At 65.6% G+C, this 12,753-nt stretch carries 9 protein-coding genes; 7 read left to right on the top strand and 2 right to left on the bottom strand.

Going from position 1 to position 12,753, the window contains the following annotated elements; genetic code table 11:
* Positions 1–33 precede the first annotated feature (33 nt).
* Both ACKTSM_RS02880 and ACKTSM_RS02875 read left to right on the top strand, forming a co-directional pair.
* Positions 34–2,820: a [protein-PII] uridylyltransferase gene (locus ACKTSM_RS02880; RefSeq protein ID WP_407875638.1), complete on the top strand. Its 2,787-nt coding sequence runs from the start codon at positions 34–36 to the stop codon at positions 2,818–2,820.
* A 105-nt stretch (positions 2,821–2,925) separates the two neighbouring features.
* The gene (locus ACKTSM_RS02875; RefSeq protein WP_407875637.1) at positions 2,926–5,259 is read left to right on the top strand and encodes a TonB-dependent receptor; all 2,334 of its coding nucleotides are present in this window, start codon (positions 2,926–2,928) and stop codon (positions 5,257–5,259) included.
* A gap of 62 nt (positions 5,260–5,321) precedes the next feature.
* Here the strand turns inward: ACKTSM_RS02875 and ACKTSM_RS02870 are convergent, their stop codons facing one another.
* The gene (locus ACKTSM_RS02870) at positions 5,322–5,777 is read right to left on the bottom strand and encodes a hypothetical protein (protein WP_407875636.1); all 456 of its coding nucleotides are present in this window, start codon (positions 5,775–5,777) and stop codon (positions 5,322–5,324) included.
* Positions 5,774–6,475: a YggS family pyridoxal phosphate-dependent enzyme gene (locus ACKTSM_RS02865; protein ID WP_407875635.1), complete on the bottom strand. Its 702-nt coding sequence runs from the start codon at positions 6,473–6,475 to the stop codon at positions 5,774–5,776. Before ACKTSM_RS02865 ends, ACKTSM_RS02870 begins: the two co-directional genes overlap by 4 nt.
* 23 nt (positions 6,476–6,498) lie before the next feature.
* On the opposite strand from ACKTSM_RS02865, the gene ACKTSM_RS02860 reads away from it, so the two are divergent.
* The 5 genes from ACKTSM_RS02860 to ACKTSM_RS02840 all read left to right on the top strand — a co-directional run bounded on the left by ACKTSM_RS02860 (position 6,499) and on the right by ACKTSM_RS02840 (position 12,708).
* Positions 6,499–7,050: a thiamine phosphate synthase gene (locus ACKTSM_RS02860; RefSeq protein WP_407875634.1), complete on the top strand. Its 552-nt coding sequence runs from the start codon at positions 6,499–6,501 to the stop codon at positions 7,048–7,050.
* Between the two features lie 61 nt (positions 7,051–7,111).
* Positions 7,112–9,520, top strand: coding sequence for a DNA translocase FtsK 4TM domain-containing protein (locus ACKTSM_RS02855; RefSeq protein ID WP_407875633.1), 2,409 nt, complete (start codon positions 7,112–7,114; stop codon positions 9,518–9,520).
* Between the two features lie 240 nt (positions 9,521–9,760).
* Entirely contained in the window at positions 9,761–10,714 is a 954-nt protein-coding gene (locus ACKTSM_RS02850; RefSeq protein WP_407875632.1) for a hypothetical protein, read from the top strand.
* Entirely contained in the window at positions 10,704–11,771 is a 1,068-nt protein-coding gene (locus ACKTSM_RS02845; protein ID WP_407875631.1) for a 7TM domain-containing protein, read from the top strand. Before ACKTSM_RS02850 ends, ACKTSM_RS02845 begins: the two co-directional genes overlap by 11 nt.
* Before the next feature lies 1 nt (position 11,772).
* Positions 11,773–12,708 carry a sugar-transfer associated ATP-grasp domain-containing protein gene (locus tag ACKTSM_RS02840; protein ID WP_407875630.1) on the top strand — a complete coding sequence of 312 codons (936 nt, stop codon included), beginning with the start codon at positions 11,773–11,775 and terminating at the stop codon, positions 12,706–12,708.
* The last annotated feature ends 45 nt before the right edge of the window (positions 12,709–12,753 follow it).

Below are 12,753 nucleotides of genomic sequence, written 5' to 3'. Positions count from 1 at the left end.
CCGCCCGCGCGCCTTGAACCGAGGGGAGACGCCATGACCGACTGGACCATTCCCAGTCGCCGCGTCCCCCGCCAGCGCGCGATCATCGATCGGCGCGCGCTTTCGGGCGCGATTGCCACGCTCGCGCGCGAACAGGGCGAGGCCGCGCGCCCGGCGGTGCTCGCGGTCTTGCAGGAAGCGCTAGAAAAGGGGCGCACCGAGCTCGAAAGCCGGCTCGAGGAAAAGCCCTCGGCAGGCCATGCCATCACGCTCGGCTATGCCTTTCTCACCGACCAGCTGATCCGCGTGATCCACGATTACGTCACCGAACATCTCCTTCCCGCTTCCAACCGCACCGCGGCAGAGCGGCTCGCGATCGTGGCGGTGGGCGGATACGGGCGCGCCGAAATGGCCCCGCATTCGGATGTCGACATCGCCTTCATCACCCCGATGAAGCGGTCGCCATGGTGCGAACAGGCGATCGAGGCGATGCTCTACCTCCTGTGGGATCTCGGCCTCAAGGTCGGCCATTCGAGCCGCACGATCGGCGACACCATGCAGCTGGCCAAGGACGACCTGACGATCTGCACCTCGCTGCTCGAAGGGCGGCTGATCTGGGGCGACCAGCCGGTTTACGATGAATTGCGCGCGCGTTTCTGGAGCGAGGTCGTGCGCGGCAATGAGCGGCAATTCCTCGCGCGCAAGCTCGACGAACGCAATGCCCGGCACAAGCGCATGGGAGACAGCCGCTATGTCGTCGAACCCAATGTGAAGGACGGCAAGGGCGGCCTGCGCGACCTGCAGACGCTTTACTGGATCGGCAAGTACATGCACCGGGTCCAGAGCGCGGCCGAACTGGTCGATGTCGGCCTGCTCACGCGCACCGAATACAAGGGCTTTCGCCGCGCCGAGGGGTTCCTTCTCGCAGTGCGCTGCCACATGCACATCCTCACCCGCCGCGCCGAGGACCGGCTGACCTTCGACCTCCAGCGGCAGGTCGCGGAGCGGATGAATTTCGCCGATCGCCCGGGCAAGAGCGCGGTCGAACGGTTCATGCAGTTCTACTTCCTCCAGGCAAAGCGCGTCGGCAGCCTGACCGGCGTGTTCCTCGCCCATCTCGAGGAAGAGGCCTCGCGCTCGAAAGTGCGGCGCGGGTTCTTTGCCGGGTGGAGCGCGCGCCCTCGCAATCTGCGCGGCTACGTGGTCGAGAGCGGGCGGATCAAGGCGCCGGGCGACAACTGGTTCACCGACGATCCGGTGCGGCTGATCGAGATGTTCCAGCTGGCCGAGGCCGAGGGGCTGGAAATTCACCCTGAAACCATGCGCCAGGCCGACCGCGACGCCAGGGCGATCGACGGTTCGGTGCGCCGCGACAAGCGCGCCAATGCGTTGTTTCTCGACCTGCTCGCCGGGCGCAACGATCCCGAGACCGCCCTGCGCTGGATGAACGAGGCGGGCGTTTTCGGGCGCTTCGTTCCCGATTTCGGACGCGTCAACGCGCAGATGCAGTTCGACATGTATCACCATTATACCGTCGACGAGCACACGATCCGCGCGATCGGGCTGCTGAGCCAGATCGAGCGCGGCCTGCTCGAGGACGATCACCCGCGCGCGACCAAGCAGATCCACCGGGTCGGATCGCGCCGCGCCCTGTTCGTCGCGGTGCTGCTCCACGATATCGCCAAGGGGCGCGGCGGCGACCACTCGGTGCTCGGCGCGCAGGTCGCCAAGCGGCTGTGCCCGCGCTTCGGGCTCGATGCGAAGGAGACCGAGCTGGTGCAGTGGCTGGTGCTCCAGCACCTGTTGATGAGCTCGACCGCGCAGAAACGCGACCTCACCGATCCCAAGACGATCGAGGACTTCGTCGCCGAGGTGAAGACGCTCGACCGGCTGCGCAATCTCGCTATCCTCACCGCGGTCGATATCCGCGCGGTCGGGCCGGGGACGTGGAACAGCTGGAAAGGGCAATTGCTCGGCGAGCTATACGATGCCGCGCAGGAGCGCCTGCGTCTCGGCCACAAGCGCACCGGCCGCGCCGCGCGGGTCAAGGCGCGCAAGGCCGCTGTGAGCGAAATCCTTGGCGGGTCTGATGCCGGGCGCGCGAGCCTGGTCGAGGACCTCTCCGGCAATCTCGCCGATGCCTACTGGATCGCCGAGCCCGAGGACATCATCGCCGAGAACCTGACGCTTTATGACGAGGCGCGGCGCTCGGGCGCGCGCCTGTCGCTGCGCTGCCTCGTCGACGAGGAACGCGGCGCGACGCTGGTCAGCGTGATCGCGGCCGACCATCCGGGCCTGTTCTACCGCATCGCCGGCGGCATCCACCTTGCCGGAGGCAACATCATCGATGCCCGCATCCACACCACCCGCGACGGCTATGCGATCGACAATTTCCTCGTCCAGGACCTCAACGAGGAACCGATGCGCGAGGACAGCCAGATCGAGCGGCTCGAACGCCATATCGATGAGGCCCTGTTCGGCGAGGCCGAATTGGTGCCCCGGCTCGCCGCGCGGCCGCTCTCGCACGCACGGGCCAAGGCCTTCGCGGTCGCTCCCAGAGTCAATTTCGACAATCTGGCTTCCAACCACTTCACCGTGGTCGAGGTGTCCGCGCGCGATCGCCCCGCTCTGCTCAACCGGCTCGCCCACGCCCTGTTCAAGGCCAGCCTGATCGTCCAGTCGGCTCATGTCACCGCGTATGGCGAAATGGCCTCGGACACCTTCTATGTCACCGACCTCACCGGCGGGAAGATCACCGCGCCCGAGCGTCTCGCCGAGATCGAGGCCGCGCTGCTCTCCGCTGCCAGCGACAAGCGCCAGCGCGAAAGCGAAGACGCTTAAAAGCCACACAATTTCGTCGCTTTTGCCGGTGCGCCCGGCATGGCTTGCAAATACGCCTTCGCGCTTTATTGGCCATCGCCCTTACTCAAGGGAGACCTCCTAACCATGCTCATCCGCACCCCCTCGCGCACTTTTGCCACCCTCCTGCTCGCCTCTTGTGCCGCTGCCCCCTTCGCAGCCCAGGCGCAGTCGGGCGATCTCGACGCCACCGTCTCCGACGAAGTCGATGCCGGCCCGCAGGAGCGTGAAAGCACGCTCGACCAGATCGGCAGCATCGTCGTCACCGGCACCAAGACGCAGGACCCCGAAGACGTGCAGGACGTGCCGCTCGCCGTCACCGCCTTCAACGCCGACACGCTCGAAGCCTTCAAGGTTCGCGATGTCCAGGGCCTGACCTTCTCCGCCCCCAACGTGTCGCTCGACCAGATCGGCACCAGCCGCGGCCAGGCGAACTTCTCGATCCGCGGTCTCGGCATCAATTCCTCGATCCCCTCGATCGACCCGACCGTCGGCGTGTTCGTCGACGGCGTCTATCTCGGCACCAATGGCGGGGTCGTCTTCGACCTGTTCGACCTTGAGAGCGTCGAGATCCTGCGCGGTCCGCAGGGCGTCCTGTTCGGCCGCAACGTCACCGGCGGCGCGGTTCTGATCAACACCGGCAACCCGACCGAGGATTTCCAGGGCAAGTTCCGCGCTGCGGTCGACGGCCCCTTCGTCGATGGCAGTCGCGGCGGCGCGAACTACACGGCATCGGGCGTAGTTTCCGGCCCGATCGTCAAGGACACGCTGCTGTTCAAGATCGGCGCCTATTACAACAATGACGAAGGCTACTTCACCAACAGCTTCGACGGGTCGAACCACGGCGCGGCGGAAACCTACATCCTTCGCGGCGCGCTCGAAGCGCGGCTCGGCGCGCTGACGCTGACCGGCAAGGTCGACTACTTCGATTCCGAAGGCGACGGCCCGGCAGCGCAGAACCGCGGCATCTTCAGCCGCAACAGCTTTGATTTCGCAATCGACAATCGCGGTTCCTACACCAACGAGACGCTCAACACCTCGCTCACCGCCGAGCTCGATATCGGTCCGGGCACGCTGACCAACATCTTCGGCTATCGCGATTACAGCGCGACCACCGATGCCGACATCGATTCGACCCCGAACTTCCTGTTCCACTCGAACACCGAAACCGAGCAGGACCAGATCTCGAACGAGCTGCGCTACGCGGTTTCGACCGATGGCTTCGACCTCACCGTCGGCGGCTTCTTCTTCGACCAGTCGATCGCCTACACCGAGGTGCGCGACATCCCGGTCTCGACACCGCTGACTTTCTATGGCGGCGGCGCGCAGGACCACGAAGTGCTCGGCGCATTTGCCAATGGCAACCTGTTCATCACCGATGAACTGTCGGTCATCGCCGGCATTCGCTGGAGCCAGGAAACCAAGGACGCGGCCGTCACCTATGTCCGTCCGCGCCCGGCCTGCTCGGTCGTCGAAGGCACCTGCCCGACCAGCGGCACCAACGCCTTCATCCCGACCGAGAACAACGGCTTCACCGACCGCGTGCGCTTCACCAACTGGTCGCCCAAGCTCGGCCTCCAGTATGAATTCCTCACTGGCCAGGTCTATGCCCACTGGACCCGCGGCTATCGCAGCGGCGGCTACAATTTCCGCATCACCAATGCGAACGCCTTCGAAGCGATCGCCCTGGCACCGGGCGGAAGCTTCAGCTTCGACGAGGAACGCGTCGACAATTACGAGATTGGCGGCAAGTTCCAGACCGAAGACGGCGCCTTCACGCTCAACATGGCGGCCTATGTCACCGAGATCGCCAACATGCAGCGCGAAGTGAACCAGTCCTCGGCCACCGCCGGGGTCGCGCAGTCGATCTTCAACACCGCCGATGCCACCATCTTCGGTGTCGAGGCGGAATCGCGCATGCGCCTGACCGACAACTTCATCGTCACCGCCAATATCGGCATCATCAATGACAGCTACGATGAAATCCTGTTCGACATCTCGGGCGACGGCGTCATCGACGACACCGATCTGGAACTTCGCCTTCCGCGCGTTCCCGAAGTGACCTGGGGCGTGGGCTTCATCCACGAATTGCTGCTGCCCACCAGCGAAATCCTGACCCGCGTGAACTTCCAGTACCGTGACGAGTTCGCCTATACCGACAACAATTTCGGCTGGGTGCAGGATCACACCAACCTCGAAGCCAACGTGACCTGGAACACCCCGATGGATGGGCTGTCCTTCTCGGTCTACGGGCGCAACCTGCTCGACGGCGTCCAGGTCGGCGGCGACACCCAGCTGCCCTTCGGCGGACCGCTCGGCAATGGCCGCAACCTGCCGTTCGATGCCTTCCCGGCAGCGGGCAGCTTCTCGCCGCTCTCGAAAGGCCGCCAGGTCGGTGTCGAGGCGCTGTTCGAGTTCTAAGCAAGGCGGGACACACCCGAACGAAAACAGGGCGCTCCGGAAACGGGGCGCCCTTTTTCGTGTCAGGGCGCGGTGATCAGCAGCAAGGCTGTCGCGCCCCGGTCGAAGCCGACAAAGGCCCATTGATCATGCGCGGACGAAATCGGGTTCCACAAGCCGTCATAGCGGTTGGATACCAGGGTCAGCGGCGGTTCGTCGAACAGCGCGAGGAAGGCCTCGGCGCACGCCTCGGCATCGGGCCGTGACAGCCATTCCTGGCGCGGATTTTCGATCCGCCCGGCAAAGGCCTCGGCAAGCTGGCTGGGCGCGGCGCGCTTGCCGGTGGCACCGGGCGCTGCGTCGAGCAGTTCCCAGTTGAAGCCGATCGGCTTGTAGCCATGCGAAGCGACGAAATCATCGGCAATGCGCGTGTGAAGCCCGCCTTCGACCGGATTTGCCTCGTGGAAAAGCAGCGTCTCGGCCCCCTCGTTGAGCCGCGCCAGCCAGGTCTCGCGGAAACGGGCGAGCGCTGCGTTCATCCGCCGCGCGCGCCGAACAGCGCGGTGCCCACGCGCACATGGGTCGCGCCCAGTTGCACCGCGGTCTCGTAATCGCCGCTCATCCCCATCGACAGGCCCGCAAGGCCATTGTCGTGAGCGAGCTTGGCGAGCAGCGCGAAGAACGGCGCGGCCTCGATTTCGGCGGGCGGAATACACATCAGCCCGGCTAGCGGGATGTCGGCCTCGCGCGCGGCGGCAATCAGGGCGGGCGTGTCGGAAATCGCGCAGCCGCCCTTTTGCGGTTCGTCGCCGATATTGACCTGGACAAAGCACGGCACGCGCCGATCCGCCTTGTCCATCGCCTTGGCGAGCGCTTTCAGAAGGCTGGGCCGGTCGAGCGAGTGGATGCAGTCCAACAGCGCGACAGCGTCCTCGGCCTTGTTCGATTGCAGCTGGCCGACGAGGTGAAGCCGCACATCGGCAAATTCCTCGCGCAAGCCAGGCCACTTGTCCTGCGCCTCGGCGACGCGGTTCTCGCCGAAATCGCGCTGCCCGGCCTCGAGCAGCGGGCGGATCGCCTCGGCACCGTGGGTCTTGCTCACCGCGATCAGCGTCACGTCTTCGGGTTCGCGTCGCGCAGGCTTGCACATGCGCGCGATGTTCTCGCGGACATTGGCGAGCCGTTCCTCGGCATTCCTGCCGCGAATGGCAGGCGGGTTTGGGCGTGCATTCTTCATCCCGCCCCCGCTATAGCGCGCGCGTGGCAAGTTCAACGCCCCTTCCCGCGCTGTGGCTGATATCCGATGCGCGCAACGATGCCGTGCTCGAAGCCGCGCTGCGCGCGCTGCCGCGCGGGAGCGGCTTCGTCTATCGCCACTATCACCTTGGTGAAGCCCAGCGTTACGCGCGCTACCTTGCGCTCATGCGCCATGCCCGGGCCCGGTCGCACATCGTGGTGCTCGCCGACAGCGCGCTGACCGCGCGCGAATGGGGCGCCGACGGAATCTACGGCGCGCCGCGCGCCTTGTGGCCGCGCCGCGCCGGACTGCTGCGGATCGCCACGGTTCACGGCATGGACGAACTGGCCCAGGCGAACCTATTTGGTTGCGACGCTATGATGATTTCGCCTGTTTTTGGCACAAATTCGCATCCCGACGCAGCAGCGCTCGGTCCTGCGGCATTTCACGGCCTCGCGCGCCATGCGCTTGCACCCGTGATCGCGCTGGGCGGGATGGATTCAGACCGCGCCCGGGCGCTGGGCTGCGAGCGCTGGGCCGCGATCGACGGGCTCACTCCGGGCGCTGCGCCTTGACCGCGAGTCCGCAAGGATTCATGGTGTGTTCCCGACCCAATCCTCCTCCCGGAGCAGCCGCATGGCGACCCGCGCAATGAGCACCCGCAAGACACCCACCGCAGACTGGCGCATCGGCCTTCGCCGCTCGCTGCGCCGCGCGGCGCAAATGACCGGGGCGGCGCTGCTCGTGGCAACGATGGTGTTCCTCGGCCTAGCGCTTGCCAGCTACACCCAGACCGATCCCAGCCCCTCGACCGCGGCGGACCCCTCGCAGGTCGCCAACTGGATGGGCAGTTGGGGCGCATGGGCCTCCGACCGCGTATTGTTCCTGTTCGGCCTTCCCGGCGTGCTGCTGCTGCCGCTGCTCTATGTCTCGGCGCGCCGGCTGTGGCGCGGTGTCGAACGCGACGATATCGCCGCTGACGACGAGGCGCAGCCCACCGGCTGGTGGCTTCCGACCGGGCTTCTGCTGGTCGCGATGATGCTGTTCGGGGTGGTTCTGAGCCTCGCATTCGAGCGCACCGGCGGCACCCTGCCGGCCCAGCTGGGCGGGATTGCCGGGCTGCTCGGCGCGAGCGGGATCGAGGCGGTGGCCGAGCGTTTTGGAGGCGATGCGGCAGGCTGGATCATCATGGCGGCAGCGCTCGCGAGCCTCGCCGTGGGCACCGCGCTCGTTACCCGCATCTTCGCGATCGATTGGCGCGCGCTCCTCACGCTTCCCAATTTCCTGCGCGACAACGCCATGATTTCAGGGCTTTTCGCGCGCCTTCCCTTCATCGGCGGCAGGCGCACATCGCGCCTTGTCGCCGATGACGACGACGAAGCGCCCGCGCCGCGCAAGGCGCGAAGGAAAGCGCGGGTCGAGCCGCCCGCCCAGCCGACCCCGCGCCGCGCGCCCGAAATCTCCGACCCGTCCGCCCCGCCCAAGCGCGCCAATCCGGCCGCCAAGAAGAACCAGCGCGACATGTTCGCCACCTTCGAATTGCCGAGCCTCGACCTGCTCGCCGATCCGCCCGCCGATCACGCGCCCAAGCTCGACAAGCTCGCGCTCGAACGCAATGCCCGCCTGCTCGAGAACGTGCTCGACGATTTCAACGTCAAGGGCGAGATCACCGCGGTTCGCACCGGGCCGGTGGTGACGATGTACGAGCTCGAACCCGCGCCCGGCATCAAGGCCAGCCGCGTGGTCGGCCTTGCCGAGGACATCGCCCGCAATATGAGCGCGATCTCGGCGCGCGTATCGCCGATCCCGGGCAAGACGGTGATGGGGATCGAGCTTCCCAATGCCGACCGCCAGGTCGTGATGCTCAAGGAACTCGCCGCGAGCGCCGATTTCGCCGAGAGCAAGGGCAATCTGCCGATCATCCTTGGCAAGGACATCGCCGGCGAACCGATCATCGCCGACCTTGCCGCCATGCCGCACCTGCTGGTCGCGGGGACCACCGGTTCGGGCAAGTCGGTGGGGCTGAACTGCATCCTGTTGTCGCTGCTCTACCACTTCACCCCTGCCGAGTGCCGGCTGATCCTGATCGATCCCAAGGTGCTCGAGCTCAAGAGCTATGACGATATCCCGCACCTGCTCTCTCCCGTCGTCACCGAACCGCACAAGAGCGTGCGCGCATTGAAGTGGGCGGTCGAGGAGATGGAGAAGCGCTATCGCATGATGTCCTCGGTAAATTCGCGGAATATCAATAGTTTCAACGAAAAGGTGCGCGCCGCGATCGCCAAGGGCAAGCCGCTTGGCCGCAGGGTGCAGACCGGCTTCGATCCCGAGACCGGCGAACAGCTCTACGAGGAAGAACAGCTCGATTACGAGCCGCTGCCGCAGATCGTCCTGATCGTCGACGAACTGGCCGACCTGATGGTCACCGTAGGCAAGGAAATCGAGGTGCTGATCCAGCGGCTGAGCCAGAAATCGCGCGCGGCCGGCATCCACCTGATCATGGCCACCCAGCGCCCGAGCGTCGATGTCATCACCGGCGTGATCAAGGCCAACCTGCCCACCCGCATAAGCTTCAAGGTGACAAGCCGGATCGACAGCCGCACGATCCTGGGCGAACAGGGTGCCGAGCAGCTGCTGGGCAAGGGCGACATGCTCTACAAGCCCAATACCGGTGCGACCGTGCGCGTCCACGGGCCGTTCGTTTCCGACGAGGAGGTCGAGGCGGTGGCCGATTTCTGGCGCGCACAGGGCGCGCCTGAATATGTCGATGCCGTCACCGAGGAGCCCGAGGATGGCGGCGGCCTCAATTTCGAGGACGAGCTGACCGCATCTGACAGCCCCGAGGAACGCAAGTATCGCCAGGCTTGCCAGATCGTGATCGAGAACCAGAAAGCGAGCGGGTCGTGGCTCCAGCGCCAGATGGGCGTGGGCTACAACACCGCGGCCAAGTGGATAGAACGCATGGAAAGTGAAGGACTTGTGGGTCCTGCCAACCATGTCGGCCGGCGCGAGATTTTCCGCGACCAGGACGGCAACCCGATCTGACCCCTTACCGCGGCCGCGCGCCCCGTCACGCCAAGCCCGCTGTGCGCCGCGCGCCATTGATCCGGCGAAGTCAGGCTGGCGGCACCTGTCCCATGCTCGGTAGGATTTAATTCAGGAAGCTTGCCCGCGGCACCGGCCCGACCTGCCGAACTCTGCCGAAACCCGCAGAATTGCGCGCCACAGCCCGGTTGAAAATCAGGGTTAGCAATTTCTAAACTTCGCACCCGTAATCGTGCGTATATGATTAAGCAGACCGCATTTTCTCGCTTCGGTCGTGCGCTGGCGGTTTTCGCCTGCACGCTGGGCCTCGTCACCCTGCCGCAGACGGGCCTTGCCCAGAGCGATCAGAGCGATCAGAGCGCGGACAGCTGGTCGCTCGAACCCGATGCGCGGGTGGAAATCGGGTTTGTCAGCGCCCAGTCCACCACCAGCGAAGAACAGCTTGTCATCGCCGGCGACGCCTTCACCGTGCGCGGCCAGGTCGGGATCGGTTTCGAGAACGAGACCACCAGGCTTCGCCTCGAGGCGGACCGGATCGAGGTTTTCCGGCTCGAGGAGGGGCGCAGCAATTCGCATCGCGATCGCTTCACCGCCACTTTCGACCAGGAAATCGGCGATGACTGGGAGGTGCAGCTGCGCGCCCGCCATTACGACGACTTCGTCACCGCCGAGAGCGCCGATACCGACGAGTGGCAGGGATCGGCGCGGATCACCTACGAACCGGCGAGCGAGCATCGCTTCCGCCTGCGCGGCACTTGGCGGAGCCGCGAATACGCCAATGGCGCGGCCGCCGAGACCCATGGCGAGGGCGCGCGCATCGACGCCCAGTATCGCCGCCGCTTCGATCGCTATCACTACCTGACCTTCGACCTGCGCGCCGAGAACATCACCTCCGACGACCCGCGGCGCGGCTATGATCGCCAGTCGGCGCGGGTTTCCTATACCCTCCCGGTCACGCCCGACCTGCGGGTGCGGCCCGCGATCGAGGTCATCCAGACCGAGTTCGACAGCCGCATCGGCGATGATGGCGCAGCGCGCCGCGACCGGCTGGTCGTGCCCGAGATCGAGCTGCTCTACTGGCCCGGCCAGTGGCGCGCCGAGGCCGAGGCAAAATACATCTTCGCTGACAGCAATGACGCGTTCCGCGATCGCGCAGGCTACCGCCTGACCCTGAGCATCGGGTATGCTTTCTAGCCTCCCATCACGTTTGCGGCGGGTCTGGGACCGGGCGACGCCGCAAGTCAGACGCCCGGTCTATATCGGCTTTGCGGTAGGGCTCGCCCTTGCCGTACTGGTCGTGCTGGGGCTGTCGAACACCGAGAGTTTCTTCGCCCTGCCGAGTTCGTTCGGCGACACCGCGACATCCTATGCGATCTGGGGACTCAAGCCTTCGAACCTGTTGATGGTGCTTCCGCTGGGCGCTTTCCTGGTGGTGCTGGCGCGCAGTTTCATCGGCCTGAAAGCCTTCGGGCTGTTCACCCCGATGCTGGTTGCGCTCGCTTTCCTGCAGATCGGTCCGATCATGGGCCCGCTCGTGCTCGGCACCTCGGTACTGGCAGGGATGATCGTCGCGCCTGCCCTGCTCAAGCTGCGCATGACCCGCGTCGGCTTTCTCGGCACGCTGATCTCGCTGATCGTGCTGGTCCTGGTGACCTTGCAGATCGTGCTCGACACCCAGTTGCAGGTCGATGCCTTCCCGGTGGTGGTCTGCGCGCTGGTGGTCGAACGCTGGTGGCGGCAATGGGAAAAGGACGGCGCTTACGAGGCGGCCAAGCTGGCGCTCAACACCTTCATCATCTCGATCGTGATCCAGTTCGTGATGGTCTCGCACCTCGCGCTGATGCTGATCGAGGCATCGCCGATCCTGATGCCGCTGTTCACCGCGATCGCGGTCGCGATCCTGGGACGATACCGCGGACTGCGCGTCACCGAGATCGGGCGCTTCGCACCGATCTGGCTCGAACGCCGAAGGGCCGCGCGCCAGGCCAGGGATCCCGACCAGCTCGAACTCGATCTTGGCCCGCCATCGCCCGAGGAGGCCCGCGAGCGCGCACCCCCGCTCGAAGGCATGTGGGTGATCCATTCGGCCCGAGACCTCGAGCCGTTCTCGCGAAGGCGAGTGCCGCAGCCCAGACCCGAAAACACCGTTCCGACCCCCGATCGCGAGGCCCAGTTCGAGCCTCGCATTGGCGCGTCTGGCAAGCCTGTAAAACACAATGCCTGGATCATCAGGTCAGCCGAGGACGTCTGACATGCTTTCGCTGTTCCGCCGCAAGCGCACACCGCTCAGCCCGCTCGAAAGGATGCGGCCGCGCGACGTCAATCCGATCGAGGAAATCCTCGGGATCAACATGCGCAACGCCTTGATCGCGAAATACAATCCGAGGAGCGCGATCGAGCGTGCGCGCGACAAGGTCGCGGCCAAGGTCGCGCTCGAGGCTGCCGGGATCTCATGCACCGGAACGGTCGCGGTGATCGACGATCACCAGACGTTGATGAACTTCAAACCGCTGCGCGACATGCCCGATGCCTGGGCGATCAAGCCCGCGCGCGGGAGCCAGGGCGACGGTATCCTCCTCGCGGTCCGGCGCGAAGGCGATGTCTGGTACAAGGGTTCGGGAACGCCGCTGACCGAGACCGACGTGATGCACCACATCCAGCGCGTGGTCGATGGCGGCTTCTCGGGCGACACCGCGAGCGAGGACGCGGCGCTGATCGAGCCGCTGATCATCGCCGACCCGGCGCTGGCCGACCTGTGTCCCGAGGGCCTGCCCGATTTGCGCGTCATCTGCCTGCACGACGAACCGCTGATGGCGATGCTGCGGCTTCCGACCAATGAGAGCGACGGCAAGGCCAATCTCCACCAGCGCGCGATCGGCGCTGGCGTGAGCCTTGAGACAGGGCGCATCACCCGCGCCCTGGTCAAGGGCGAGGTGGTCACCCATCACCCCGATACGGGCATCAACCTGATCGGTTTCGAAGTGCCCGGCTGGGACCGGGTGCTCGAACTGGCGAGCAAGTGCGGTCCGGCGATCGGGCTTGGCTATTCGGGTTCCGACATCGTGCTCGACAAGAATGACGGGCCGCTGATCATCGAGGTCAATGCCCATCCCGGGATCGAGATCCAGAACATCTGCCAACTGGGCCTGAAGGCGCAGATGCACGCAGTGGGCGAGGATTTCCGCTAGCGATCGCGCAAGCAAAAGGGCCGGTAAAGCGCTTTGCTTCCCGGC

Source organism: Qipengyuania nanhaisediminis (genome assembly GCF_045862805.1).
Lineage (GTDB): Bacteria > Pseudomonadota > Alphaproteobacteria > Sphingomonadales > Sphingomonadaceae > Erythrobacter > Erythrobacter nanhaisediminis_A.
Note: the sequence above shows the minus strand (reverse complement) of the source record. Positions and strands in the feature narration are given on the sequence as shown.